This window comes from Halobacillus salinus (assembly GCF_004684905.1).
In the GTDB taxonomy this organism is placed as follows: Bacteria; Bacillota; Bacilli; order Bacillales; family Halobacillaceae; genus Halobacillus; species Halobacillus salinus.
The window spans coordinates 26,624-52,476 of sequence record NZ_SRJC01000006.1 but is presented as its reverse complement, the minus strand read 5'-3'; the positions used below and the strand labels follow the sequence as shown (position 1 = coordinate 52,476).

Sequence of the window (25,853 nt, the reverse complement as noted above, 5' to 3'; positions counted from 1 at the left end):
AAATAGGGACGAGAGGTGGTTATCTATCATTTTCCCGCTGTAATCAACGCTACTCTTGTTTTATCCATCAAATAACGACGTCAATCGCCGGTTTCGACACGGTTCTCGATCATGATTCTAATTGGTCACGATTTCGTTACAGATGTGCCACAAAGTATACATAATTACCTACGCCATTCGGATGAAAAAGGAATAAAATAGAAGTGTGATATGGACTGTGAAGTGGTGAGCAAAGGAAAAGGTTGGAGGGATGAGCGATGACAGAACTGATGCTGGCAAGGTTGCAGTTCGGAGCAACGACGATTTTTCACTTTTTATTCGTACCATTATCGATCGGTCTGGTATTCATGGTGGCGTTGATGGAAACGTTCTATGTCGTAAAAGGCCAGGAAATTTACAAACGGATGGCCAAATTTTGGGGGCACTTATTCTTAATTAACTTCGCAGTTGGTGTCGTTACCGGTATCATTCAAGAGTTTCAGTTCGGGATGAACTGGTCGGAGTATTCTAGGTTCGTAGGGGACGTGTTCGGGGCGCCGCTTGCCATCGAAGCACTGCTTGCCTTCTTCATGGAATCTACGTTCATCGGTCTATGGATTTTCGGATGGGATCGGTTGAGTAAGAAGGTTCACCTGTTATGCATCTGGTTGGTGTCTTTAGGTACTGTGTTATCTGCATTATGGATTTTGGCTGCGAACTCTTTCATGCAGGAGCCGGTCGGTTTTGTGATGAACAACGGACGTGCTGAAATGAATGACTTTTTCGCCTTGTTGAAAAACCCGCAGTTATTAGTAGAGTTCCCGCATGTCATCTTCGGGGCGCTCGCGACAGGTGCCTTTTTCATCGGAGGGGTTAGTGCGTACAAACTGCTCCGGAAGCAGGAAGCCGAGTTTTTCCGTCGTTCTTTTAACATGGCGATGGTCGTTGCGATGATCGCAGGTGTCGGGGTAGCGTTCAGTGGTCATGAACAGGCGCAGCATTTGATGGAGTCCCAGCCAATGAAGATGGCAGCGAGTGAAGCACTGTGGGAAGACAGTGGGGACCCGGCGAGTTGGAACTTGTTTTCAATAGTCGATGTGGAAAACCAGGAGAACAAGTTTGAAATCTCCATTCCTTATGCACTCAGCTATCTGACGTATGAAGAGTTCTCCGGAAGCGTTCCCGGGATGTTGACCCTCCAGGAGCAATATGAGGAAAAATACGGCGAAGGCAACTACATTCCGCCGGTGAAAACGACGTTCTGGAGTTTCCGGATCATGGCGGGTGCGGGATTGATTATGATTCTCGCAGCAAGCGCAGCACTGTGGTACAGCTTCAAAGAACAATTGATGGAAAAACGCTTCTTCTTGAAACTGATGGTCGCTTTGATTTCCTTCCCGTTCCTTGCAAACACAGCGGGCTGGATCATGACGGAGATCGGACGACAGCCGTGGACAGTATTCGGATTGATGACGACATCCGCTTCTGTTTCACCGAACGTGTCGGTTGCGTCTCTATTATTCTCTTTCATTGCCTTTACGCTTGCTTATACAGCATTAGCTATTGTTCTAGTCTACTTATTCGTTAGAGAAATCAAGAAAGGAACGGAGCATCAGGGAGAGAAAGAAGATCGTCATGAGTCGATCGATCCGTTTGAAAGGGAGGCGTATCACACATGGAACTAAGTGAACTTTGGTTTTTGCTCGTTGCGGTGTTGTTTATCGGATTTTTCTTCTTGGAAGGCTTCGACTTCGGTGTCGGGATGGCGACGCGTTTCCTTGGACGGAATGATTTCGACCGACGGATGATGATCAATACGATCGGCCCATTCTGGGATGCCAATGAGGTATGGCTTTTAACAGGGGGTGGCGCGATATTCGCCGCGTTTCCGCACTGGTATGCAACGATGTTCAGCGGTTACTATATCCCGTTTGTCTTCGTCCTGCTCGCTCTGATCGGGCGCGGGGTGGCGTTCGAGTTCAGGGGCAAAGTTCACTCGCTCAAATGGACGCGCACGTGGGACTGGGTGATCTTGTTCGGAAGTATTCTCCCGCCATTCTTGTTCGGGGTATTGTTCACCAGTCTATTGCGGGGAATGCCAATTGACGAGACGATGACGTTACGCGCTGGATTCAGTGATTTCATCAATCTGTACACCGTCACTGGTGGGGTTACGGTTACGCTCCTTTGCTTCCTGCACGGCCTCGTGTTCCTAACGATCCGTACGGTCGGAGATCTGCGCGAACGTGCCCGTCATCTTGCCGAGCGGCTTATTTTCATCGTACTCGGAATGTTGATTTTGTTTGTCGGCATGTCTTATCTGGAAACGGATTTATTCACGTATCGTCCGCTTGTGACGTTACCGATGGTTGGTTTGATTGTCGTGAGTTATGTGGTCAGCATCTTGGCATTGAGAAAGCAGAAAGATGGATTGAGCTTTGTGATGAGTGGTCTCGGCATTATGCTGACCGTGGCAACGATCTTTTCCGCGCTGTTTCCACGCGTCATGGTCAGCTCACTGGGGAGCACATTCGATTTGACGGTCTATAATGCCGCATCAGGCGCTTATTCGCTGAAGGTGATGACCATTGTTGCGATGACGCTGTTACCATTCGTTCTCGGGTATCAAATTTGGAGCTACTACGTGTTCCGTAAGCGCGTAGACGGAAAGGATATGGTGTACTGATGGGAAGAGACCTCCTCACATACGATGGCATCAAACGAATACTCGGCCTGTTGATTGGTATAACGGTGATCCAAGCTGCGGCCATCGTCCTGCAAGCGGTCCTGCTTGCTGAGGTGGTCACCCATCTGTTTCAAGGTGGGGCATTTTCAGAAGTCTATGCAGAGACTGTTTTGTTTGGAGGGTTTTTCTTACTCCGTCATGCGATGCATCATGTTAAACAGCGAGCAGCTTACCGCTATTCGGAAAAAATCGGAACGGACCTGCGTAGGCTGGTTCTGGACCGTTTGTTCCAGCAAGGACCACGAGTTGCAAGGAAAGTAGGCACAGGAAATGTAGTGACGATGCTGATCGAAGGCGTTTCTGAGTTCAAGCAGTATCTGTTGCTCTTTTTACCGAAGATGGCGGATATGCTCGTCATTCCTGCTTTGGTTGCAGTGTATGTGCTCAGTGAAGACCTGACGTCTGCAATCATTCTAATAGCGACCGTACCGATTCTCGTTGTGTTCATGATTCTACTAGGCTTAGCAGCTCAGAAAAAAGCAGACCGGCAGTGGAGCATGTACCGGGTATTGTCGAACCACTTCGTCGACTCGCTGAGAGGTATAGAGACGCTGAAGTTTCTTGGATTGAGCAAAACGCACGCCAAGCAGATCGAAGGCGTGAGTGAGCGCTACCGGAAATCGACGATGGGAACGTTGAAGATGGCGTTCCTCTCCTCCTTCGCGATGGACTTTTTCACAATGTTGAGTGTCGCGACGGTTGCGGTGTTCCTCGGTCTGCGTCTCGTCGAAGGGGAGATGTTGCTGCAGCCAGCACTTGCGATTCTAATTCTTGCTCCGGAGTACTTCTTACCGATTCGGAGTATTGGCTCCGACTATCATGCGACGTTAAACGGACAGGAAGCTGGGAGGAAACTGCGGGAGATTGTGGCGATGCCTAACTTTGAAGTAGAGGCGAAGTGTCCAGTCGGAACATGGACATCGGAAAGCTGCTTACAACTTGAGCAAGTGAGTATCCAGCATGAAGAAGGGGACGCTCCTTCTTTGGATCGAGTAGAACTAGAGGCAAGAGGTTTTCAGAAAATCGGAATTGTCGGAGAGAGCGGTGCCGGGAAATCTACCCTGATCGATCTTCTTGGCGGTTTTCTCCAAGCAACAGGAGGTTCCGCCACTGTGAACGGTGAAGCGTATAAGCATTTGCAGCGTGAGGATTGGCAGAAGCAAGTCAGCTACATTCCGCAACACCCTCATTTATTCGAAGGAAGTTTGTATGAAAATATTGTGTTCTACCGCCCAGAAGCGACGAAAGAAGAGGCGGAGTGGGCGGCGGCTCGTGCGGGATTACTCGACTTGCTTCGGGAGCTTCCGGACGGACTGGAAGAGCGGATCGGACAGAGTGGACGAAGCTTGAGTGGAGGGGAAGCGCAACGTGTCGCTTTAGCAAGAGCTTTTCTCGTCCAACGGCCAATTTTACTTCTAGATGAACCAACAGCTCACTTGGATGTGGAAACCGAATATCAGGTAAAGGCAAGAATGAACGATCTGTTTCGTGGCAAGCTTGTATTTCTCGCAACCCATCGTCTGCATTGGATGCTTGATATGGACTATATCTATTTTATAAAAGAAGGACGTGTCGCAGAGAAAGGCACACATAAAGAGTTGATGGATAGGCGAGGTCATTATTACGAGATGGTAGAGGCAGCGAGGAGGGGCGAATATGCATAGTTGGGTTTTTCCTTATATAAAAAAACATCGCAGGTTGCTGATGGTGGCGATCGCGCTCGGCGTACTGACCGTATTTTCCGGCGCCTTCCTCCTGTTCACATCGGGTTACTTGATTTCAAAAGCTGCGACGAGGCCGGAGAACTTACTGATGGTGTATGTGCCGATCGTCGCTGTGAGAACGTTTGGAATCGGGCGTGCTGTCGTTCGGTATTTGGAGAGGTTAGTCGGTCATGACGTCGTACTTAAAATTTTGGCGCGCATGCGGGTAGATGTGTACGAAGCGATGGAACCACAAGTCCTGACAGCGAAGTTCAAAATGAGAATCGGGGATGTACTCGGTATTTTGGCGGACGACGTTGAGCGTCTCCAAGATATTTATTTGAAAACGGTCTTCCCGGCATTGGTCGGGTTGAGCCTTTATCTCATGAGTGTTGTGGCACTTGGCTTCTTCTCAATTCCGTTTGCGGTGTTGATGGCGATTTATGCAGGGGTGCTCGTCTTCGTTTTCCCTTTGATCAGTCTGCTTGCGTCCAAAATGAGGCGCGTGAAAATGAAGACCGGTCGCCATGAATTGTACGAATCGTTGACGGATGCCGTGATGGGCATTGCTGATTGGCAATTCAGCGGTCGTCAATCAGAGTTTGTGGAAGCTTACGAACGGGATGAAGCAGTAATTCAATCGCTCGACAGACAACACCAGCGTTTCTCGCGTTGGAGAAATACGATGGCGCAGCTCGTCGTGCTAGCGATGGTCATCTCGACGCTTGGATGGGCGGCGGGGATGACATCTGAAGGGGCGTTTTCCTATACGCTGATTGCCGCTTTTGTTCTCGTGTTGTTTCCTTTAGCCGAAGCGTTTTTGCCATTATCAGACTCGATTAGTGAACTGCCGTCTTATCAAGATTCACTGAAAAGGCTGGACGATGTATCTGGTCAGGAAAAGCCGGCTCCACGGACTTGTGAGCTGGAAGATGTGAGTTCTCTTTTGTTGAAAGTGGAGCACGTATCTTACCGTGCGGACGCGAAGCAAGTGCTTGAGGACGTGTCGTTCTCGATTCTTCCGGGGGAGAAAGTTGCGTTGCTCGGTCCTAGTGGAGCTGGAAAATCCACTTTGATGAAGTTGATCCAAGGCGGTTTGAAACCGAACGAAGGGGCTGTGAAGTTGAACGGAGTGGATGCTCATAAGATCTCCAACCTATCCGATGGAGTCGCCGTCTTGAATCAACAGCCGTACATTTTCGATACGACGATACGCAACAACATCCGTCTTGGCTGTCTTGATGCAAGCGACGAAGAGGTGGAGTGGGCGGCCAAGCAAGTCCAATTGCATGATTACATTATGAGTTTGCCAGAAGGATATGACACGAATCTTCAGGAAACGGGGGCCCGCTTTTCTGGAGGTCAGCGCCAACGGATTGCGCTGGCTCGGATTTTGCTTGAGGATGCCCCGGTTGTCCTATTAGATGAGCCGACCATCGGTTTGGACCCTGTTACGGAACGGGAGCTTATGACGACGATTTTTAACGTGCTGGACGATAAGTCTGTTCTATGGATTACACACCACTTGGCTTTCGTTCATAAAACGGATCGGGTGTTGTTTCTTGAAAAAGGGAAGCTCGTCATGGAAGGTGCGCATGAGAAGTTGCTTTATAACGAGCGGTATGCGCAATTATATGAGTTGGATCATCCGTTTGAAAGGAAGACAAAACAAGCCATCAGTTAGGAGGAATTGATGATGAAAACGTTGATTGTGTACGCGACAAAGCATGGTAGCACAGAAAAGGCGGTCGGTATGTTGGAGGGAGATTTATCTGGGGATGTCCGGGTGATGAATGTGGATGATGCGTGGGGTGTTGATTTGGAGCCGTTCGACCATGTGATTCTGGGCGGGCCGATTTATATGGGGGAGCTACACGAGAAGCTTTCGGCTTATGCGGCACGTTATCAGGATACTTTGCTACAGAAAAGAGTAGGATTGTTCATCTGCGCGGGGATGGAGGATCCGTTCATCCTTCAGGCAGAGCTTGAAAATGCTTATCCAGAGGATTTGTATGAACACGCTGCAGTGAAAGAGGTGTTCGGCTATGTCCTTGATTTCCGACAATTGAAGGCGCAGGAAAGGAAGGACCTTCGGATCAATGGTGTGACGGAAAGTGAGTTCAAACTGTCCGCTCCGGTCATTACAGAATTTGCCTTAGCGATGGAAAGAGGATTTGTTAGAAAGGAATGACGGTGTAGTGATATGCTAATGGAAAGACAAGTTGTGTTGGAGAGATCAAGCATGAATTCATTTGTTAGAATCCTACTCATCGTCATCGGAAGCATATCGCTTGGGCTCGGCGTGCTGGGCATTGTTCTGCCACTCGTGCCGACAACGCCTTTTCTGTTGCTGACCGCCGCCTGCTACGTTCGTAGCTCAGACAGGTTATACAACTGGCTGATGACGAATAAATGGTTCGGCTCTTATATAAGAAATTACAAGGCTGGAAGAGGTATTCCGATCAAAGCGAAGATATCGGTGCTGATCATGATTTGGTTCTCGTTCTTATTTTCCGCGATTTATATCGCACCGAACCTTTTCTTGAGGGCCGGCTTCATTTTTGGGGCGTGTTTCTTTACGGTTGTGATCTATTTGACGAAAACGTACCGGCCAGGGGAAGACGAGACTTGATGTCTCGTCTTTTTTTATTGTGGAGAGCGGTGGTGATTGGACGTAGGAAGGGCTGGTTGTGGGGGAACGGTCGAATAAGAGGAGGTAATACGCCGAAGTGGGCGCTGGTTGTGGTAGAAAGGTCGAATAAGAGGAGGTAATCCGCCAAAGGGAGTGCTGGTTGTGGTAGAAAGGTCGAATAAGAGGAGGTAATACGCCGAAGAGAGCACTGGTTGTGGAAGAAATGTCGAAAAAGGAATTCGTGAGCGACACAGACTTATCCCTCAAAAAGAAAAAAGGGACAGATGCCCTGTCCCCTCATTGCATGTTCTGTTTGAGCCAGCTTTCGACGTCGAGGTGGTGGTTGGTGCGGATGTTGTCGACGCTTTGCTGAGCGTATTTTTTACCTTGGTGGATGATGATCACTTCGTCTAGGAGCGGTTCGACGTCGCGGATTTCGTGTGTCGTGATTAGTAGCGACTGGTGCTCGAAGTCGACGAACTGGATGATGCCTTTGACGATCGATTCGCGTACCATCGGGTCGAGTCCTGACAGAGGCTCATCGAGTAAAAGGTATGGAGCTTCGCGTGCGACTGTTACGGCAAGTTTGGCTCGACCGAGGTTTCCTTTTGATAGGTGGGAAAGTTTCTGGTCACCATCAAGCGACAGAAAGGCAAGGATATCCCACGCTTTTTCCCTATTGAAGTCTTCGAACTGGCTGTCGTAAAAGTCGACGAGCTCTTTGATTTTGAAATAGGGGAAGAAGCGGGTGCTGTCTGTCATGAAAGCGATCTGGGAGGCGGACTTTCTCGTCACCGGTTCTCCGTTGAGTGAAATCGAACCATTCGACGGGTGCAGCAGTCCTGCAAGCAGTTTCATTATGGTCGATTTTCCGCTACCGTTTTCTCCGATGATGCCATAGATCCGGCCCGGCTCGAGGTGTAGATCGATGCCATCTACTGCTTTCTTTTTCCAAAATCGTTTGGTCAGTTGCCTTGCTTCAATCATCTTGCTCCCCCTCTTGGTAATGTGCTAATCCTTCCGACATCTCTTCTAACGTGAACCCGAGATCGCTCATGTCTTGAACGAACGAATGGATATACGTTTCCTTCATCTTTTCCCTCAGCTCATGAAGTTTCCCTGTATCCTCTGTTACAAAAGTCCCTTGGCCACGTCTTGATTCGGCAATGTTCATTTGTTCCATCTTCCTATAGACACGTTGAATCGTATTGGCGTTGACGCCTGTTTCCACGGCATATTCCCGGACGGATGGCAGTTTGTCACCTGGCTTGCGTAACCCTCTGATGATTTCGCCAGCAAGTCGATCAATCAACTGCTGGTAGATCGGCTTATCTGGTTGAAAGTCGATACCCATCTACGCTTCAACCTTTCGATCGAGCACCCACATCCCAAGGGAAAGCAAGATGCCATTAAGTAGTAGGAAGAATGCTATTTTTCCAACTGTGAGAGCTTTTACTCCAAAGTCGAAGTAGATCATTCCGACTGGACCACCGCGCTCGTAGGCGAAGAATTGCGGTCCGAAGGCAGTCAAGGTTTCGTATAGGTTGCTGCCTTGAATGGAAGAGATGAGCCCTGTAATGGCAAAAAATAGTCCGATGCAGACGATCACGCTTAATCCCCCGATGTACTTTTTCATCAATTGATGCAGTGACCAAAGCAAGAATAATATGAACGCAAACGTCAGGCCGATTCCGGAGAGAAAGACTGACATTCGGATGAAGAGCCCTGATATTTGGGAAAGTTCGAGCGTCAGTTCCCTACCTGCTGTGAAAATGCCGAACGTTACAACCAGCGCCAGGGAGAAGAAATAGAACGTCATCGACTGCAACATTTTCACACTCGCCAGTCCGAAACCGGAGCGAGGGGAGTGGAGTGTGATGTCGAGATGGTCGGCTTCTTTGTTGAAACTGTGCAAGACCATACCAGCCATGTAGAACATGTGAACAATCATCAGTGCACTCGTCGTGGAAATGTAGCGACCTGTCTCCATCATGAGTGGTGCGAAAAGCAGCCAGAGAATATTGAACACCATCACGGTCGCATAATACCCGCGCATCATGATCCATTCTTTTTTCCAGAGTCCTTTAAAAGCAGTAGAATTCATCGGTTCTTCTCCTTTATGTATTAGTGTACTAGTTAAATAGTACACTAGAAAATATTAGAAAACAAGAGGCGTGTTATACTAACTACGATACATCTTGGAAAGGGTGAACTTTTATGAAATTAGTGGAGATCTACCGTGTAAAAACGTTTGTTATAGAAGAGAATTTGGAGAAGGTGAAGCAAGGTGTCTTGTCGATCGATTCCTTGCAGGTCGGTAATTACAAGAATGTCATGTGGCAGTCGCAGCCTGGTGTCGAGCAGTTCGTTCCGTCTGAAGATGCGGTGCCGACAGAAGGAGGCATCGGTGAGAAAACGGATGTTGCTTCGATTCGTCTCGAGTTTTCGATACCTCGTGATGAAGCGCTGTTGAGGAAAGTGATTGAAGAGGGCATTTATCCGAACCATCCTTGGGATGAGCCGGTCGTTCAAGTGTCCGAGGAGCTCGAAGCACGGACGTAAACCGATTCAAATAGAGCATCCAACCGTTCTTTCTACACTCGAAATGTTTTTTTCTGCTCCTTTTTGGTTACATATATAGGAGTGATTAGGAAAGTAACTTCGTTTTACTATAGAAAGGATGATCGGAATGAAAGTACTAGTTGTTGGAGCAAATGGACAAGTTGGGAAGCATTTAGTGAAGTTCATTCAAGAAACGGATGACATGGAAGCAAAAGCGATGATCCGGAAAGAAGAGCAAGCTTCTTATTTCAAGGATCTCGGAGCAGAGCCTGTAATTGTTGATCTTGAGGACGATCCGGAGAACGTGGCGAAGGCTTTTGATGGTGTCGATGCGGTCGTGTTCACGGCTGGATCTGGACCGAATACAGGACCGGATAAGACGATGATGATCGACTTGGATGCTGCTGTGAAGACGATTGAAGCAGCGAAGTCCAAAGGGGTAAAACGATACGTAATGGTCAGCTCCTTCGATACGACAAGGGAAGCGATTCAATCCGCACCTGAATCCTTTGCGCCGTATGTTGCCGCGAAACACTATGCAGACGATTGGTTGAGAAGAACGGATCTTGATTACACAATCGTACACCCTGGTGGTCTTACCAATGATGAGGGCAACGGCAAAGTGGAAGCGGCAGAAACCGTCGCGCGTGGGGAAATCGCACGGGAAGACGTGGCACGCGTCCTACTTGAGACGTTGAAGAATAAATCAACAACAGGTAAAGAGTTCCAAGTTGTCAGTGGATCGACATCCATTGAAGATGCACTGAAATCACTATAAAACGTAAGAGGCAGTCTGCTGAAGGAAGCAGGCTGCTTTTTTTTGCATAGTACCTGAAATTCTTGATAGCAAAGAGCATGAATCTTCCTTCCGATTAGTGATATAATGAGTCCAGATATGATTGGGAGGGTCCGATATTGAATAATGAGTCAGAGATGAAGTTATTTACTTTAAATTCGAACGAGCCATTGGCAAGTGAGATCGCAGAGATCTTAGGCATGCCGATCGGGAAAAGCAAAGTCGTTCGATTCAGCGATGGAGAAGTGCAAATTGGCATTGAAGAAAGTGTACGTGGGGACGATATTTACATCATCCAGTCGACAGCACAGCCTGTAAATGATCACGTCATGGAATTGCTGATCATGATTGACGCGCTTAAGCGTGCCTCAGCAAGAACCATCAACGTTGTTATTCCATATTACGGCTACGCCCGTCAAGACCGTAAAGCTCGCTCTAGAGAGCCGATTACAGCGAAGTTGATGGCGAACTTGTTAGAAAAAGCGGGCATCGACCGTGTCATCACGCTTGACCTGCATGCGCCTCAAATCCAAGGATTCTTCAACGTTCCTGTCGACCAGCTGCTAGGGATTCCTATTCTTGCGGAGCACTACCAACAGCAGCAACTAGAAGATGTCGTTGTTGTCGCACCAGCGACAAGTGGCCTGCGTCGCGCTAGACGGATGGCGAACATCCTTGATGTGCCGATTGCCTTTGTCGATAAGCGTGAGCCGGAACCGAACATGCCGGAAGTGATGAACGTCGTCGGTTCGGTTGAAGGAAAGAACGTTATCATTGTCGACGATATGATCGATACGGCTGAAACGATTGTCCAAGCTGCTTCGACGTTGATTGAGAATGGTGTGAAAGATATTTATGCTTGTGGTACGCATGCTGTCTTGTCAGAGCCTGCTGTACAGAAGGTCGAGGACTCCCCGATCAAAGAGCTGGTTGTAACGAACTCGATTCTACTTCCAGACGAGAAGAATATTGCTAAGATGAAGCAACTGTCTGTTGCGCCGTTGATTGCGGATGCGTTGATGCGTATTCAACAGGATCAGTCGGTCAGCGAACTGTTCGATTAAGGAAAAAAGCCTGCTCACGAAGAGCAGGCTTTTTTAGTGTTTCGAGAAAATTCCTTCGGTTCTTCTATATGTAGAAAGCGGTGTTGGAGAAACGGTCCGCTTTCCGCAGGCGTCCGGTGAGCCTCCTCGCTCCCTTCGGTCTCTGTGGGGTCTCACGCTGTACTCCGGTCCTGCAGGAGTCTACCCGTTTCTCCAACACCTTATCTAAAATAAGTGTGAACCTCTTGAGATTATATATCATGTATAGCAGGATCTGATTTCAGAAACCTCAATAGGTGGCGCAGAAAGTGAGTTGCTTTCCAGCCTACTAAAACACTCTGTTCATAAGAAAATCGTTCTCCGTTTTTTCAACAACTTGAAAAAACTACTCAATGAACAGGCTTTTCTATTTATAATCGTTTATTCGACTCGTGTACCTCTGCTCTTCTAGAACGTGTTCTTGTCTCTTTTCGGTCCGAGTTTTCGTTCATAAGTTTAGAATAGGTTTTATCTTTCAAACTAGGGGATTCTTTGTGTTGTTCAGCATTTGTGGAATTCGTATGTTGAGAAGTGCTTTGATAATTTTCCGGATACATCGACTGGTTTTCCGTATGGTTGGAGAGGAAGGTTTGATAGACTTTGTCTTTCAATTTTTCTGTTGCTTCTACGATGACGATGATCTTCCCGTTCTTCAGGTGATTTTCGTAATGCTGTGCTTCATGCTCCGGCATGCCGGCTCCGACAAGTGCCCCGACAATACCGCCGCCGCCTGCTCCTATGCCCGCGCCGGTGAGAGCCGCAGCGATTGGACCAGCTGCTGCGATCTGGCCGATTCCGGGGATGGCGAGGAGTCCTAAACCAGCAATGAGCCCGCCGATTCCGCCTAGTGCACCTCCTGAAACGGCTCCTAATCCTGCCCCTTTTCCTGCATTCTTACCACGGCTACTTTTATTAGAAGTGACGGATGTATCCATTTCGTCTTCCAAGACGCTCACTTTACTCTTGTCCTTGGCAAAAACGGAAATGTCATTCGATCCATAACCGTGATGCTGTAGTTCTGTTATCGCCCTTTCTGCCTGTCCCACTTTCGAAAATACGCCGCCGATAATTTTATTTCCCATCATATGTCCTCCTTTAAATAATTGCTCAACCCTTCCATTCCCTAATGCTGGGAATTTAACCGCTCATCCTTAAGTTTGGGTAAAATGGAGTAAAGCGAATGAATAGGTTGACCTATGCTTTAAGATAGCTAATCAGGGTAAATCCATAAGGACGGGTAATGATAGGTAATGATCGATTAGACATCATATGGAAAGGAGCACGGCTCATGACTTCCGTGATAGAAACTGATGTACTGATTATCGGCGCTGGACCTGCCGGGCTGATGGCAGCCAATATGCTGCAAAAACAAGGAGTAGACTTCATCTGTTTAGAGAAAAGGGCAGAACCTTCCCAACTTTCGAAAGCCCTCGGAATCCAGGCGCGCAGCCTTGAGCTTTTTGAACTGCTCGGAGTTCACAAGCCTTTTCTCAAACAAGGATATCCTGGCCCTGGTGCGAAGCTTCATCTTGGTGGAGAGAATCCTTCCCTTGTCGAGCTTTATCATATTGAAAGCCGCTATCCGTATATGCTGATCGTTCCCCAAAGTGATACGGAACGGATTTTGGAAGAGCATTTGGAGTCTCTCGGTGGCAAAGTGAAGCGAGAAGAGGAAATGCTGGAGGTAAGGGAAACAGAAGACGGCGTGTATGTGAGGACGGGAAAAGAAGAATACCAGGCGCGTTATTTACTCGCCTGCGACGGTGCACATAGTCCGGTTCGTGAAGCGTTTGATGTTCCGTTCGAAGGTCAAGATGAAGGATACACCTTTTTTCTCGGAGATGTAGAGATTCCGGAATTGAATGAAGTGTTCATCAATATGCACATCAACGACCGCGGCGCCCTTGGCATTTTCCCATACAAAGATGGGAGTTACCGAGTGGTCGGGCTGGATCGTTCGAAGCAAAATGAGCCTCACAAAGATAAGCCGACATTTGAAGAAATGCAGGAGAGTGTCCGTACTATTCTGGAAGACCCTTTTACTATCGCGGATCCGAAGTGGCTCTCGAATTTCGGGACGTCCCATAGGCAGGTTCCGAATTACCGAAAAGGACCTGTGTTCTTCATCGGCGATGCAGCACACGTGCACAATCCGATGGGTGGCCAGGGCATGAACCTCGGGCTGCAGGATGCAATGAACATCGCCTGGAAACTTAGCGTCGTACTCAAAGGGATAGCAGGGGATCCGTTCTTGGATAGTTATCATGAAGAACGCTGGCCGCTCGGGAAAGATGTATTGAAAGAAACGTCTCGTATGTTGAAAGTAGCCAACCTGGAAGGTGCCCAAGGAAAGATCCGCAACTGGACAGGGAAAGCGGCGCTGACACAGAACTGGGTGCAGAACCGGATCGCGAATCACTTATCGAATATTTATAACGAGTATGAAGACGCAGAACGCAATAAGTCTTTGAAGGACCCGTCCCTCTCTAGAAAAGCTCTCCAAGCAGGTCGCCGCTTACCGGATCACTTGCTGTTCTTTGATGGTACGACAGACGAACGACTCTACCCCCTTATCGAACGACATGGTCATCTGTGTCTGATCTACACCGATGCTGAGAACGATGACTTGACCGACTATGCCTTTCTCCTTTCGAAAAAAATAGAGGAGGATTACCCTGATTTGATCAAGGTCTTTCTTGTAGCAAAAGGCGGAACGGTCGCACTCGGTCAGGAAAAACTTCCGATCATTTACGATGTTCACCGTCACTTGAATCAAAACGTCGGCATGAAGGAAGGGCACACGCTTCTTGTGCGCCCAGACGGTCACGTCGCTTTTCACGACACAGCGGCCGATGTAAGCCAAACGATGAGAAAGCTCGAAACCTTTTTCCAATAATGTGAAAAGCCCTGTAGCATTTCTGGTTGCAGGGCTTGATTCATGTTCCGTAGAATGGAGATAACTGAATCAAGGAGAGATACGATGGACATCCGACACTTGCAGTATTTCATAGAAGTCGCCCGCTTCCAAAGTTTCACCAAGGCGGCGGAACACTTGTTTATTTCCCAACCGACCATCAGCAAAATGATCAAGAACTTGGAGGAGGACCTTGGCGTGGAGCTGTTCGAACGGACGAAGCGCAAAGTCGTCCTCACCGATGCTGGGCGCCTGATACTCGCGCAGGCTAAGACGATCGACAAAGCTTTTCAAAACCTACAAACCCAGCTGGATGACCTTCTTGGTCTGCAGAAGGGGCATATCCGAATCGGTCTGCCGCCGATCATGGACGCCGACCAGTTCATCAAAATCCTCGGAGGGTTTCACGACCAATATCCGCACATCACGTTCCAGCTCGTCGAGGATGGCGCAAAGAAAATCGAAACGAACATTCTGAGCGAAGACTTGGATGTCGGCATTACGGTTTTGCCGACGCAGGAGGACCGGTTTGATTACTTTTTCTTATCCAATGAAGACCTGGAAGTCGTCCTGCCGCCGTCTCATCGGCTTGCCGACCGGAAGCAGATCCGACTTGAGGAACTTGCTGATGAGAACTTCATTCTGTTCAATAAAGACTTCGTTCTGAATGACAAAATCCGTTCGTCTTGCCATGAAGTAGGATTCACGCCGAAAGTGATTTCCGAAAGCTCGCAATGGGATTTTATCGGCAAAATGATTGCCGCAAACTTCGGCATTTCGATGCTGCCAAAAAGCGTGGCATCGTTGCTGAAAGAAGAAGTGAAACGAGTCCACGTCATCAATCCGACCATCGCCTGGGACTTGGCGATCATCTGGCCGAAAGAACACTACATATCGTATGCCACGAAGGAGTGGCTCACTTATACGCAGAACCGTTTGACGGTGGGAGCGGAGGACCAGCTTTGAGGAGCTGGTCTTTTTTTTGTGGAGAGGGGGTGTTGTGGGGAATCGGTGGTCAGTAGTTGACGTATTGGAGTCGGGGGAGGAGCGAAATGTCATATAGAGGGTCTGTAGATGACGTTTTGGTGGGAAAAGTGGTGCGGAACGTCACATAGAGAGGCTGTAACTTACGTTTTTGTAGAAAGCTAGTAGCAAAATGTCAGCTAGAAGGTTTGTAAGTGACATTTTGGAGTGGGAGGAGGTACAAAACGTCAAATAGGATTCCGTACATCGACGTTTGGAACAAAAAAGAGATGGAGGTCGTCGAATTAGCACATCATAGGGCTCCAATTGCGTTTTTTCATGCCCTTTATCAATGGATGAAAACATTTACATAGATATTGTCTATAAGTTCAATGCTGATTTGCTATTTCACTTTCAGAAAATTCGGGTCTACACTAAAGCCATAACGTTAACGAAGGCATGCCTGAAACTTAAGCGGAAGGAAGGCAAATCATTATGGAATCCAAACGAACGAAAGAAAGTTTAGTAATCAATACAGACCAAGTCATGATCAACGATTTGAATAATTACAACACGCTGTTCGGAGGCGTGCTGATGAAAAAGCTTGATAACAACGCGACGTTATCAGCGAGAAGGCACGCTCGCGTGAAGGAGTGCGTGACAGCTTCAACAGACTCAATTGATTTTCTTCACCCGATTCATCAAACGGATTCGGTTTGTGTGGAGTCCTTTGTTTCCTATACAGGCAACAAGTCGATGGAGATTTTTTGTAAAGTGATTGCGGAAGACATGATTACTGGAGAACGACGGATGGCGGCAACGGCTTTCTTGACGTTCGTTGCGCTTGATGAAAATAAAAAAGCGATTAAAGTACCGAATGTTATTCCGGAGACGGAAGAAGAGAAGTTTCTTTATCAGTCCGGAGAGGAGCGAGCGGAAAGACGTCATGGTCGCCGGGAGCACAGCAGACAGTTGACGGAAATCATCGGTCTTGAGAAACCATGGGAGAAAGGGGAAGATCTCTATGTTTAAGCTGGCGAGTTTGAATACGTTGTACGATGCGAAAGCGGACCTGCAGGAACTGGGGCGTCAATATCCCGACGTTTATGAAAATCTGAAACACGTGGTCAGTTTCACGAGACAGATGCAAATCAAATACGGCTATATGAGAGCATTGTTAATGGAGGAAGATTTGAAGACGACGTACCCGGAATTCGTCAAAGGCTCTATTCTTAATTTGTATAAACAAGAAGTGGACAAGCTGAAAAACCATGAAGATTTTACGGTCGTACAGGACATCCTCAGCAAGTATCGGGAGATCGGGAATGCGAAGATATTCTTGCTGGTACTGGGAGCACGACCGGAAATGCTGCAAGGCTCTACTATTATTAAATGAGAGTTTAACTTAAAAAGATATAAGAAAAGAGGCAATGATTCTAGGAAACAATCATTGCCTCTTACATAAAAAAGAGATCGTTAATCGCGACCGTCCTCGTCTTCGTGGTCGCCATCTTCATCGTAATCGTCATCATCGCGCCCGTCGTCTTCACGCTCAGCATCTTCGTGTTCACGTTCTTCCTCGCGCTTAGCTTCTTCGCGTTCGCGTCTTTCCTCACGCTTAGCCTCTTCGCGTTCGCGTTTTTCCTCGCGCTTAGCCTCTTCACGTTCGCGCTTTTCCTCGCGCTTAGCTTCTTCGCGTTCGCGTTTTTCCTCGCGCTTAGCTTCTTCGCGTTCGCGTTTTTCCTCGCGCTTAGCCTCTTCGCGTTCGCGTTTTTCCTCGCGCTTAGCCTCTTCGCGTTCGCGTTTTTCCTCACGCTTAGCTTCTTCACGTTCGCGCTTTTCCTCGCGCTTAGCCTCTTCGCGTTCGTCTTTTTCTTCCTGCTCAGCCTCTTCTTCGTTGGCTTCTTCCTCGTCTACCTCATCGTAAACATCATCATCAATCTCGACATATTCTACTTCTTCCTGATCTTCAGCTTCTGTAGTTGTTTCAGTCTCTTCTTTTGCTTCTTCTTTTTCTTCTGAGGAAGCATTTTCTTCTTCTTGGGAAACATCATCTTCGGAATTCAGGTCTTCTGTGTCTTCTTCGTCTGAAGTTTGCTCGTCCTTTTTCACACTAGCCACTTCAGATGGGTGAACGCCGAGTTCCTTAGCAACATCGCCGAAGCCTTTATCTCCTTCTGTGAATAGTGCTGCTACGTCATCAATGGACTCTCCAGATTTCTCAGAGAGGAGGAATACTTGGGCGATTTGGCCGTAGCCTAAGCCTTGTTCGCGGAGATCGGAGACTTTCTCTTTAGCAAGTCCTTTCACAACGGATGGCAGTTGTTTGACTACTTCCGTTCCTTCATCTAATTCCTCTTTCACTTCGTCTTCCAATTTCTCTTCTACGTCTTCATCAACGTCTGTTGCCTCTTCCAACTCGATTTGGAGGTTTTCTAAGGCGTCTGCTTCCAGCTCATCGTTCAGAATAAGTTCAGATAAAGACTCTTCTACTGAGCCTAGGTTTTCTATGTAGTCTTCTATGATGCGGAGAACAAGTTCGTCTTTCTCGTTCTCATTCATTTCTTTGGCTTCTGCAAGTCGTTCTTTGGATATGTTCAGCAGGATCTCCGTCTCTTTTTCCTTATCCATCGTGACAAAAAGGTGGACATCTTCAAAGAATTGGTCCAGAGAATAGAATAGCTGATCGGGCGTCGTTCCGGGGTCTATTTCGTCCGATGACGCCGAAACGGTGGTACCGAAGGCGAGGGTGCCTGTTAGAAGTGCGGGGATAATCAAACGTTTTTTCATCCATATTCCTCCTAATGCTTGTTTTACGGTGAAAAGTAAGCGTACGGCAACTGTCCTTCCACCAATAAAACAAGTATACAATTATAAAAATAGCACCAATAGAGGAGGGGGTAAAAACATGTGTTAATACCTAGGTAATTGTTATTTATCCTCAGTTCACATGGCAGGAAACACCCATGTGAAGTCGTTCAAAGTCCCGTCACTATTACATTTAAATGGAAGCGGATGCAAACTACTTATCATTCAATCCTTTTCCTTCCAAAATATGCTGGCTGTATTTCTCGATTCTTCTTGACCGAGTTTCTGATTTTTTCGCTTTAGAAAAATGGAGAATGTACGCTCTCTGTCGGCCAGGCGTCAACGACTCGAATGCCTCCTTAAAAGCAGGATCTTCGTCGAACTTCATTTCGAGCTCGTCTGGAATCTCGTATGTTTTCTTTTTCTCTACTTTAAGTCCTGCCTTCTCGACTTCCATCGCTTCGAGCACGTAGTCTCTTATCGCATTTTCCACTTCCAAAATATCCTCCACGTTAGTGAACCTCATCTGGCGGGCGGATTGGACGTTCTCGGTTTGCTGGATGAGCAAGTGTTGTTCATCCTTCAGCAATGCCCCTTTGAAAAAAAGAAGCGCACAGTATTCTTTGAAGCCTTGGATGAGGACGATGTTCTTCCCGCCGTCGGTGTAGCAGGGCAAATTCCATTTCAACTCCTCGGTAACAGGGCAGTCAATAATGATTTCTCTTAGCGTCTCGAATTCTTGTTTCCAGTTGGATTTGGAGATGGATTGTTCTACTTCTTTTGTCATGAATAATCAACCTTTCTATCTTTTGGATATTTTTGTTAAAATGAAAGAAAAGGAGGTTTTCCTGTGAGTTTTGTCATCGCCGTTCTCGGTCTGGTTTCCGCCGTGATGGTTCTATATTACATGGGTGCTTCCGGATTCGATTTCACTGGTAGAAAAGACGATGAGTAGCTCGGTTCCTATAAGGGAGCCGGGTTTTTTTATTCGAAATAGGACAGGCCGTTGTTGATGAACTGATTAATCATCTCAGCCATTTCCCTCGGAGATTCCTTCAAATCTTGGGCGATCCATTCCTTGATAACATGAATGGCGCCGCTGATCACGAACGAACTTAAATACTTCGACTCTTCGGTGCGCAGTTCATTCGCTCGCGGCCATGTGTTGATCATGAAGTTGCGCGTCAAATCCATCAGACGCTTCTCGAAGGTCGGGGCGGACTGATGATTCAGAAGCGTCTGGAACATCAAACGATTCTCCGTAATGTATTCCAATATCTTCTCTGTCATCTGCAAGGATTCTTCTTCCTTTTCATAATCATAGCTGTGCAGGTAACGGTTCATGTCTTCGGTGATTTCGTCTTCAATTTTGTGAAGGAGGTCGTAGTGATCGGTGTAGTGGGTGTAGAAGGTGGAACGGTTGATATCAGCGAGCTCGCATATTTCCTTCACAGTGATCGAGGACAGAGACTTATTCGCAAGCAAGGTGATCAGGCTATCCTTCAACACTTTGCGTGTGTATTTTTTGCGGCGGTCTAATTTTTGGCTCATAAAGTGGGCTCCTTCTGTGACATTTGTGTGACAATCCAACATTAATCCGTCATTGTGTTGGAAAACTGACGTAAACAATAAAACTGTTTGTTGTCTATCCAACACGGTGTTAATAAAATGATAGAGTGTGTCATCGTGAATTGCAAGAGAGGGGGAGAACGGATTGTGGGCTTCTAAGATTATTGAACATAAGAAGAGTATTGTCATCATTTTTACAATCGTTACATTACTGAGTGCGGTCGCTCAGCTTGCCGTATCAGTCAATTATAATATGGTGGATTATCTGCCAGGGAATTCCCCTTCATTACAAGCAACAGATTTAATGGAGGAAGAATTCGATGAGCCTGTGGAGAATGCCCGGGTCATGGTCCGTGACGTCTCGATTACCGAGGCGCTGGATTATAAAGAGAAATTGGATGAGATCGACGGGGTTACGAACGTCATGTGGCTCGACGACGTCATCGATTTGAAAGTACCCCTTGAAATGGCGAATGAAGATACCGTCGAATCCTATTACGAAGGGGAATCGGCTTTATTTTCGATAACGATTGAAGAAGGAAAAGAGGTCGAGGCGACAGACGCGATTTACGCCTTGATCGGAGAGGATAACGCTCTCGCTGGGGAAGCCGTCAATACGGCGGTTTCACAGAAAATGACCGGCAGTGAATCGATGTATGCAGCAGCACTGCTCGTACCGATGATCATCATCATCCTGGTCATTTCGACGACATCGTGGGTCGAGCCGGTGTTCTTCTTAACGGCGATCGGGGTATCCGTGCTGATCAACCTCGGGACGAACATTTTTATTGGAGAAATCTCCTTCGTCACCCAGTCGGTGGCGCCGATTCTGCAGCTCGCCGTGTCGCTAGACTATGCGATCTTCTTGCTGCACAGCTTTTCAGATTATCGAAAAGAGACGAGTGATCCGAAGGAAGCGATGCTGCGTGCTATGAAGCGTTCGTTCCCGGCGATCATCGCCAGTGCGTCGACGACGTTCTTCGGCTTCACGGCGCTGACGTTCATGGACTTCGGCATCGGAGCCGATCTAGGATTGAACTTGCTGAAAGGGATTCTGCTCAGCTTCATCAGTGTAATGGTCTTCCTACCAGCACTGACGCTCGTGTTTTACAAATGGATCGACCGTACGAAGCACCGCTCGTTCGTTCCTGATTTCAAAGGGATCGGGAAACACGTCATGAAGCTGCGCGTGCCGAGTTTCATCTTGTTGCTGATTGTGATCGTGCCAGCCTTTTTAGCACAAAATGAAACATCTTTCATTTATGGAACAGGGGAGCATCCGGATAACACGAGAGCCGGACAGGACGTAGAAGCGATCCAGGAAGAGTTCGGGAAGAATATGCCGATGGTGCTGCTCGTACCGGAGGGAGACCGCGCTAAGGAAGAGGAGCTTGTGCAAGATCTTGAGGATATGCCGCTTGTCTCGAGCGTCATGTCGTATGTGAACTTAGTCAGTCCGGCGATTCCGCCTGACTATTTGGAGGAGTCGATGACCGAATCGTTCTACTCTGACAACTATGCGCGGATCACGCTCTACACCGAAACGGATGCAGAAGGGGAAGAAGCCTTCTCTTTAGTGGAAAAAGTGAAAGAAACGGCGAACTCTTATTATGACGAGCCTCATCTGCTAGGCGAGAGTGTGACGCTCTATGATATGAGGGACATCGTGCAGGACGACAACACGTTAGTGAACACCTTGACCGTTGTGACTGTAGCACTAGTACTCGTGCTGACGTTTCGGTCGATTTCGATTCCACTCGTATTGCTCGTCACGATTCAATCATCCGTATGGGTCAACTTATCGTTCCCATACTTTACAGAGACGCCGCTCGTCTACGTCGGCTATTTGCTGATCAGTACAATCCAGCTGGCCGCGACCGTCGACTATGCGATTTTGTTCACAGAGTACTACAACCATTTGCGAAAAGAAATGCCTGCACTCCAGGCGATCAAGAAAACAATCGATGACAAGATCTTCGCCATCTTCGTATCGGCAGCGATTCTGTCGAGTGTCGGATTCATTCTGTTCATCACGTCATCGAATCCGATCGTCTCGTCCATCGGCTTGCTGCTCGGACGCGGAGCACTGCTTGCCTTCTTGATGGTGGTATTCGTCCTGCCAGCTTTGCTTGTGCTGCTGGACGGATTCATTAGGCGAACGACTTGGAAAGCGAACTTTTACAAGGGGGAATGATCATGTTCAAACGAATAACGGTTTCGGCGCTTGCGGCTCTTCTTGTCCTGCCGTCCCTACCCGTTTCAGCGGCGACAGGGTCCTACTCCGAAAAGCATGAAGTCGTCTATGCGACACTCGATGCGAACGGAAGTCAGGAAGAGATGTACGTCGTGAACAATTTTACAATGGAAAAGCCGGGGGACATCACTGATTTCGGACCTTACACGAGTGTTCACAACTTGACGAACCTCGAAGAAATTAACCAGTCCGGCAATAAAGTGGAAGTCACCACAGAAGAAGAAGAATTCTACTATCAAGGGGACCTAGAAGGACAGGACCTGCCTTGGGACATCCGTGTTTCCTACAAGCTCGACGGAAAAAAGGTGAGCCCTGAGGAGCTGGCCGGGAAAGATGGATCCCTTGAGATACACATCAACACGAAGAAAAACAAACAAGCGGAAGACGTTTTCTTTAATCATTATTTGATGCAGATTTCGCTTACGCTTGACGGGGACCGCTACGAAAACATTCAAGCACCAGAAGGAACGGTCGCGAATGCCGGAAAAGACCGCCGCGTAACGTATACGGTCATGCCAGAAAAAGAAGGCAGCTTCGTCATGAAAGCTGATGCGACCGACTTGGAAATGGAGCCGATCGAATTCGCGGCGATCCCATCGTCCATGTCAATCGACGCACCGGACATCGGCGGCGTGAAAAGTGACATGACGTCCTTATCCGATGCGACGGCTGAAGTGAACCGCGGCGTCGGCGAATTGAAAAACGGCATCACTCAAACGAACAACGGAGCGGCAAGTCTCTATGACGGCTCCGTTCAATTCCGTAACGGCATCAATGAATTGAGCAGTGGTTCGGATGAACTCGTCCAAGGTTCTGCCCGTATCCAATCAGCGCTGGACGAAATAAGCCAGTCTGTCAGCGGATCTGGTGGAGGCAGCCTCGGTGATTTTGCAAAAATGGAAGAGGGGCTGCGCCAAATTGCGGGAGGTTTGCAAGAAGTCGAAAACGGGCTGGTTGGCTTGAAAGACCAGTACAGCCAAGCGAACCAAGCGCTCGGCCAATCGATTGATGCCATTCCAGGCTATGAAATCACAGAAGCAGACATTCAAAAGCTCTACGAAAGTGGTGCAGACAAGGCCGTAGTCGACAAGTTGCTGGAAACATACAAAGCAGCTCAAACCGTTAAAGGAACGTACGCGGAAGTCAGAGAAGCATTCGGCGCTGTTGCACCTGCGCTTGATCAAAGTGCTGGGGCGTTAAGCGACATGAGTGCGAACTTGAACGGCATGGCGGACCAACTCTCAAGCAGTCTCGATAACGTCGACATCGATGAATCGATGAAGCAGCTGCAAGAAGGACTCGGTCAGCTCGCCAGCCAGTATCAAAGCTTCCACGCTGGACTGAAAGACTATACTGGCGGCGTCGACCAACTTGCCGGCTCTTACTCAGATCTTCATAACGGCATCGCCGGATTGACGAACGGAACGAGTGAGCTTGAAAATGGAGCAGCACAGTTGCACAACGGCACATCAGAGCTCGCTTCCGAAACAAGCGATCTGCCAACTCAGATCGATCAAGAGATTGATAAAATGGTAGAAGAATACGACAAATCGGATTTCGAACCTGTATCGTTCGTTTCGTCTAAGAACGAGAAGGTGGGTTCCGTCCAATTTGTGATTAAAACGGAAAGCATCAAGAAGCCGGAAGAAAAGGAAGAAGCTCCTGAAGTAGAAGAGGAGAAGAATTTCTGGGACCGGTTAGTAGATTTGTTTAAATAATTTTATAGGGGAGGCATTGCTCATTGTGGGCAATGTCTCTTTTTTATGTAGTGGAGTGCTGTATCTGCCGAATTGAAGTGGGGGCTTGAGGAAAATGTCAGATAGGGAGCGCTTCTCTGACATTTTGAAAAAGGAATTGGTACGAAAGGGCAGAGAGAAGCTGTTTCTCTGCCATAATGAGACGTTCGGTACTGGAAAAGGGCAGAGAAGGACCGTCTATCTGCCAAAAAGGAGGGTGAGGTCATGCAAAAGGGAAGCTAGCCGCCCCACATACTTTGAAACTTCTCGCGAGTTTGAACGTATACATACTAAACATTGGAGGTGAAAGACATGTTCTTCCGCATCTTCCACAAAGCTAACCGCCCGACCAAAATCGCACTCCTGGCTGGATCCGTTCTTCTACTATTGTCAGGCATCGTCTTGCTAGCCTTCTAACGAAACGAAAAAGACCAGCCCTTAACGGACTGGTCTTTTCTCAACAGCTTAAGTGACTCAACCATACAAGAATCATCCTCGATTCTTACACGAACTACTTACCAGAAGGATCATTCTTCTCTAGAATTCGCTTCCTTCGATTTCATGGTAACGTTCATTTGGTTCTTCTCTGCACGCCTCCTACAAGTATGGATCTCACTTTCCGTGGCCTTGGAAAAGGAGAACTTGCAAGTGTTCGTTATTCGCTTCTCCATCTCTATGTAGAGGGGGGAGGCACGAATTTCAGAACTACGCCAGAGGGTCTTCCTCATGCTTCACTTCTAAGCATGTCTTGACTACGGGGCCGTAGTGTAGGGCGAATATGCATCCTCTGCACTGGATCGGTGTTCCCTTCATCCCGGCTCTCGTTTCCTCTTTAAATGGGAAACGAACTCACGATGGTTGAGCCACTTAAGCTTTTGATTACAATTACATTATAGCACCATACCTATAGAAAATCCAGTAAAATGTTAGCGTTTTCATTATTAATTTGACGAGGTTTCGGGACTGGTTGTCCAAGGTGCATTTTTTTCGACAAAAAAGAGGCCGAAGCCCCTTTTTTACTCGTTCACTGGTTGTAGGTTTTCTACGATTTTCAGCAATTGTTCTTTCGAGATCTCTGGATTCTGAACGAGAAGAGAGTAACGTAGTCCGTTCTCATCCCAGACAAGGTTCGTGATGACATCTTCTGAATAAACGGCATCTGTTCCGCGTACTTCCAACTCTTCTTCTTCGCCTAGCCCCATCGATAAGCTTTCATCCGGAGACTCGAAAGAACTGAGTGTGAATTGGAGGAATCCGTCCTTATGAAATTCCTGACTTACTTCCGTGCGGTCAAAACTTTGCATGTAAAAAGATTCAATCCGTTCGACGTTGTAGGAATCATTTTTTACGGTGAGCAGTGGTTTGCCATAGTCTGAAGCGGCTTCTTCGAGTGTAACTTCTGTCGACGGGTTCATTTCTTCAAAAGGCTTCACTTCTACATCTTCCGGTAGCTCGATTTCGAAGGTGCTTGCATCAAACTCAGGATTGATCTCAAGTTCTGACACGGAATAATTCACTTTCATATCCTTGGATTCTGTAACGGATTTGACGATGAACCAGTCTTCGGTTGTTAGCCAGTATTCTTCGATTCCGGTCAAGCCTTCACCTTCTTCTTTAGGGACGGCTTTGATGTGGTACGTATCGAACCCATTCCATTTTTCTTCCCCGATCAGCTCCACATTGTGTGTTTCCCGTGTTTGCTCGAGTCGTCGTTCGATTTGGGCACGCTGGCTTTGAGTGGCGGCTCCTTCTTCTGTTTCGGGTGCATCCATTTCGAAGGCAGCGTCTTGCAGGGCGGAGTAGCTGATGATCTTCTCCCCATCATTGAGGGTTTTCGATATATCCCCGTTCGCTGCTTCTGTAATAATCTTCGTCTTGTTGTTTTCGTTATCTGTCCATTGCTCGATCGTCGAGTCATCGATTTGTTCTTCCCCTTTGAAGACTTCCATCTGACCTTTCATATGGAATCCTTTCACAGCACTTTCCTTTGCGACTGCTTTTGCGACGATTTGATCAGGGGAATAGTTAGCGGCTTCTTCTGCAGAACACGCACCTAAAACTAATCCACAGCTGATCACGAGTGTACTCATCCATAATTTCTTCATCTTA

General features: G+C 47.7%; 23 protein-coding genes. 15 read left to right on the top strand and 8 right to left on the bottom strand.

Annotated features, from left to right (window positions below; translation table 11 throughout):
• Positions 1–257: 257 nt before the first annotated feature.
• Genes E4663_RS16600 through E4663_RS16575 form a run of 6 tightly spaced genes read left to right on the top strand, consistent with a single transcriptional unit; the run spans position 258 to position 7,060 of the window.
• Entirely contained in the window at positions 258–1,664 is a 1,407-nt protein-coding gene (locus E4663_RS16600) for a cytochrome ubiquinol oxidase subunit I (protein ID WP_135328457.1), read from the top strand.
• On the top strand, positions 1,655–2,665 hold the full coding sequence (cydB, locus tag E4663_RS16595) for a cytochrome d ubiquinol oxidase subunit II (protein ID WP_135328456.1): 1,011 nt from the start codon (positions 1,655–1,657) through the stop codon (positions 2,663–2,665). The genes E4663_RS16600 and cydB overlap by 10 nt, the downstream gene beginning before the upstream one ends.
• Positions 2,665–4,389, top strand: coding sequence for a thiol reductant ABC exporter subunit CydD (gene cydD / locus E4663_RS16590; RefSeq protein WP_135328455.1), 1,725 nt, complete (start codon positions 2,665–2,667; stop codon positions 4,387–4,389). Before cydB ends, cydD begins: the two co-directional genes overlap by 1 nt.
• Positions 4,382–6,112 (top strand): thiol reductant ABC exporter subunit CydC, encoded by a 1,731-nt coding sequence (cydC, locus tag E4663_RS16585; protein ID WP_135328454.1) that lies wholly within the window; start codon positions 4,382–4,384, stop codon positions 6,110–6,112. The genes cydD and cydC overlap by 8 nt, the downstream gene beginning before the upstream one ends.
• A gap of 12 nt (positions 6,113–6,124) precedes the next feature.
• Entirely contained in the window at positions 6,125–6,619 is a 495-nt protein-coding gene (locus E4663_RS16580; protein ID WP_158290527.1) for a flavodoxin domain-containing protein, read from the top strand.
• A 12-nt stretch (positions 6,620–6,631) separates the two neighbouring features.
• A complete protein-coding gene (locus tag E4663_RS16575) occupies positions 6,632–7,060 on the top strand; it encodes a YbaN family protein (RefSeq protein ID WP_241657226.1) in 429 nt (142 codons plus the stop codon).
• A 297-nt stretch (positions 7,061–7,357) separates the two neighbouring features.
• On the opposite strand, the gene E4663_RS16570 is transcribed toward E4663_RS16575, so the two are convergent.
• The 3 genes from E4663_RS16570 to E4663_RS16560 are packed head-to-tail and all read right to left on the bottom strand — an operon-like array spanning position 7,358 to position 9,164.
• A complete protein-coding gene (locus E4663_RS16570) occupies positions 7,358–8,047 on the bottom strand; it encodes an ABC transporter ATP-binding protein (RefSeq protein WP_135328452.1) in 690 nt (229 codons plus the stop codon).
• Positions 8,040–8,414: a GntR family transcriptional regulator gene (locus E4663_RS16565; protein WP_135328451.1), complete on the bottom strand. Its 375-nt coding sequence runs from the start codon at positions 8,412–8,414 to the stop codon at positions 8,040–8,042. Before E4663_RS16565 ends, E4663_RS16570 begins: the two co-directional genes overlap by 8 nt.
• On the bottom strand, positions 8,415–9,164 hold the full coding sequence (locus tag E4663_RS16560; RefSeq protein ID WP_135328450.1) for a hypothetical protein: 750 nt from the start codon (positions 9,162–9,164) through the stop codon (positions 8,415–8,417).
• 113 nt (positions 9,165–9,277) lie between these two features.
• Between E4663_RS16560 and E4663_RS16555 the strand changes: the two genes are divergently transcribed.
• From E4663_RS16555 to E4663_RS16545, 3 genes are all read left to right on the top strand, one after another.
• Positions 9,278–9,622 (top strand): YqfO family protein, encoded by a 345-nt coding sequence (locus E4663_RS16555; protein ID WP_079478571.1) that lies wholly within the window; start codon positions 9,278–9,280, stop codon positions 9,620–9,622.
• Positions 9,623–9,749: 127 nt separating this feature from the next.
• The gene (locus tag E4663_RS16550) at positions 9,750–10,400 is read left to right on the top strand and encodes an SDR family oxidoreductase (protein WP_135328449.1); all 651 of its coding nucleotides are present in this window, start codon (positions 9,750–9,752) and stop codon (positions 10,398–10,400) included.
• A gap of 155 nt (positions 10,401–10,555) precedes the next feature.
• Complete coding sequence (locus E4663_RS16545; RefSeq protein WP_135328526.1) at positions 10,556–11,482, top strand: ribose-phosphate diphosphokinase; 927 nt, start codon at positions 10,556–10,558, stop codon at positions 11,480–11,482.
• 389 nt (positions 11,483–11,871) lie between these two features.
• Here the strand turns inward: E4663_RS16545 and E4663_RS16540 are convergent, their stop codons facing one another.
• Entirely contained in the window at positions 11,872–12,582 is a 711-nt protein-coding gene (locus E4663_RS16540) for a general stress protein (protein WP_135328448.1), read from the bottom strand.
• 206 nt (positions 12,583–12,788) lie between these two features.
• Here E4663_RS16540 and E4663_RS16535 point away from each other — a divergent pair, with 206 nt between their 5' ends.
• The 4 genes from E4663_RS16535 to E4663_RS16520 all read left to right on the top strand — a co-directional run bounded on the left by E4663_RS16535 (position 12,789) and on the right by E4663_RS16520 (position 16,773).
• A complete protein-coding gene (locus tag E4663_RS16535) occupies positions 12,789–14,396 on the top strand; it encodes an FAD-dependent monooxygenase (protein ID WP_158290526.1) in 1,608 nt (535 codons plus the stop codon).
• A gap of 84 nt (positions 14,397–14,480) precedes the next feature.
• Positions 14,481–15,380, top strand: a complete 900-nt coding sequence (gene cidR, locus E4663_RS16530) for a cidABC operon transcriptional activator CidR (RefSeq protein ID WP_135328446.1) — start codon at positions 14,481–14,483, stop codon at positions 15,378–15,380.
• Positions 15,381–15,872: 492 nt separating this feature from the next.
• Positions 15,873–16,409, top strand: coding sequence for an acyl-CoA thioesterase (locus E4663_RS16525; protein ID WP_079478577.1), 537 nt, complete (start codon positions 15,873–15,875; stop codon positions 16,407–16,409).
• Entirely contained in the window at positions 16,402–16,773 is a 372-nt protein-coding gene (locus tag E4663_RS16520) for a hypothetical protein (RefSeq protein WP_135328445.1), read from the top strand. The genes E4663_RS16525 and E4663_RS16520 overlap by 8 nt, the downstream gene beginning before the upstream one ends.
• 80 nt (positions 16,774–16,853) lie before the next feature.
• Here the strand turns inward: E4663_RS16520 and E4663_RS16515 are convergent, their stop codons facing one another.
• From E4663_RS16515 to E4663_RS16505, 3 genes are all read right to left on the bottom strand, one after another.
• On the bottom strand, positions 16,854–18,167 hold the full coding sequence (locus tag E4663_RS16515) for a DUF5667 domain-containing protein (protein WP_135328444.1): 1,314 nt from the start codon (positions 18,165–18,167) through the stop codon (positions 16,854–16,856).
• 232 nt (positions 18,168–18,399) lie between these two features.
• Entirely contained in the window at positions 18,400–18,972 is a 573-nt protein-coding gene (locus tag E4663_RS16510; RefSeq protein WP_135328443.1) for a YdeI/OmpD-associated family protein, read from the bottom strand.
• Positions 18,973–19,169: 197 nt separating this feature from the next.
• Positions 19,170–19,736, bottom strand: a complete 567-nt coding sequence (locus tag E4663_RS16505) for a TetR/AcrR family transcriptional regulator (RefSeq protein WP_135328442.1) — start codon at positions 19,734–19,736, stop codon at positions 19,170–19,172.
• A 271-nt stretch (positions 19,737–20,007) separates the two neighbouring features.
• On the opposite strand from E4663_RS16505, the gene E4663_RS16500 reads away from it, so the two are divergent.
• Both E4663_RS16500 and E4663_RS16495 read left to right on the top strand, forming a co-directional pair.
• Positions 20,008–21,948 carry an efflux RND transporter permease subunit gene (locus E4663_RS16500; RefSeq protein WP_135328525.1) on the top strand — a complete coding sequence of 647 codons (1,941 nt, stop codon included), beginning with the start codon at positions 20,008–20,010 and terminating at the stop codon, positions 21,946–21,948.
• Positions 21,949–21,950: 2 nt separating this feature from the next.
• The gene (locus E4663_RS16495) at positions 21,951–23,726 is read left to right on the top strand and encodes a YhgE/Pip domain-containing protein (RefSeq protein WP_338323658.1); all 1,776 of its coding nucleotides are present in this window, start codon (positions 21,951–21,953) and stop codon (positions 23,724–23,726) included.
• 1,034 nt (positions 23,727–24,760) lie between these two features.
• Here E4663_RS16495 and E4663_RS16490 read toward each other — a convergent pair.
• Complete coding sequence (locus E4663_RS16490) at positions 24,761–25,849, bottom strand: LolA family protein (RefSeq protein ID WP_135328441.1); 1,089 nt, start codon at positions 25,847–25,849, stop codon at positions 24,761–24,763.
• Between the last annotated feature and the right edge of the window lie 4 nt (positions 25,850–25,853).

Bases quoted from the DNA above. Each gene is read 5' to 3' on its own strand.
- E4663_RS16600 (WP_135328457.1), top strand. From the start codon at position 258: ATGACAGAACTGATGCTGGCAAGGTTGCAGTTCGGAGCAACGACGATT.
- cydB (WP_135328456.1), top strand. From the start codon at position 1,655: ATGGAACTAAGTGAACTTTGGTTTTTGCTCGTTGCGGTGTTGTTTATC.
- cydD (WP_135328455.1), top strand. From the start codon at position 2,665: ATGGGAAGAGACCTCCTCACATACGATGGCATCAAACGAATACTCGGC.
- cydC (WP_135328454.1), top strand. From the start codon at position 4,382: ATGCATAGTTGGGTTTTTCCTTATATAAAAAAACATCGCAGGTTGCTG.
- E4663_RS16580 (WP_158290527.1), top strand. From the start codon at position 6,125: ATGAAAACGTTGATTGTGTACGCGACAAAGCATGGTAGCACAGAAAAG.
- E4663_RS16575 (WP_241657226.1), top strand. From the start codon at position 6,632: ATGCTAATGGAAAGACAAGTTGTGTTGGAGAGATCAAGCATGAATTCA.
- E4663_RS16570 (WP_135328452.1), bottom strand. From the start codon at position 8,047: ATGATTGAAGCAAGGCAACTGACCAAACGATTTTGGAAAAAGAAAGCA.
- E4663_RS16565 (WP_135328451.1), bottom strand. From the start codon at position 8,414: ATGGGTATCGACTTTCAACCAGATAAGCCGATCTACCAGCAGTTGATT.
- E4663_RS16560 (WP_135328450.1), bottom strand. From the start codon at position 9,164: ATGAATTCTACTGCTTTTAAAGGACTCTGGAAAAAAGAATGGATCATG.
- E4663_RS16555 (WP_079478571.1), top strand. From the start codon at position 9,278: ATGAAATTAGTGGAGATCTACCGTGTAAAAACGTTTGTTATAGAAGAG.
- E4663_RS16550 (WP_135328449.1), top strand. From the start codon at position 9,750: ATGAAAGTACTAGTTGTTGGAGCAAATGGACAAGTTGGGAAGCATTTA.
- E4663_RS16545 (WP_135328526.1), top strand. From the start codon at position 10,556: ATGAAGTTATTTACTTTAAATTCGAACGAGCCATTGGCAAGTGAGATC.
- E4663_RS16540 (WP_135328448.1), bottom strand. From the start codon at position 12,582: ATGGGAAATAAAATTATCGGCGGCGTATTTTCGAAAGTGGGACAGGCA.
- E4663_RS16535 (WP_158290526.1), top strand. From the start codon at position 12,789: ATGACTTCCGTGATAGAAACTGATGTACTGATTATCGGCGCTGGACCT.
- cidR (WP_135328446.1), top strand. From the start codon at position 14,481: ATGGACATCCGACACTTGCAGTATTTCATAGAAGTCGCCCGCTTCCAA.
- E4663_RS16525 (WP_079478577.1), top strand. From the start codon at position 15,873: ATGGAATCCAAACGAACGAAAGAAAGTTTAGTAATCAATACAGACCAA.
- E4663_RS16520 (WP_135328445.1), top strand. From the start codon at position 16,402: ATGTTTAAGCTGGCGAGTTTGAATACGTTGTACGATGCGAAAGCGGAC.
- E4663_RS16515 (WP_135328444.1), bottom strand. From the start codon at position 18,167: ATGAAAAAACGTTTGATTATCCCCGCACTTCTAACAGGCACCCTCGCC.
- E4663_RS16510 (WP_135328443.1), bottom strand. From the start codon at position 18,972: ATGACAAAAGAAGTAGAACAATCCATCTCCAAATCCAACTGGAAACAA.
- E4663_RS16505 (WP_135328442.1), bottom strand. From the start codon at position 19,736: ATGAGCCAAAAATTAGACCGCCGCAAAAAATACACACGCAAAGTGTTG.
- E4663_RS16500 (WP_135328525.1), top strand. From the start codon at position 20,008: ATGGTGGATTATCTGCCAGGGAATTCCCCTTCATTACAAGCAACAGAT.
- E4663_RS16495 (WP_338323658.1), top strand. From the start codon at position 21,951: ATGTTCAAACGAATAACGGTTTCGGCGCTTGCGGCTCTTCTTGTCCTG.
- E4663_RS16490 (WP_135328441.1), bottom strand. From the start codon at position 25,849: ATGAAGAAATTATGGATGAGTACACTCGTGATCAGCTGTGGATTAGTT.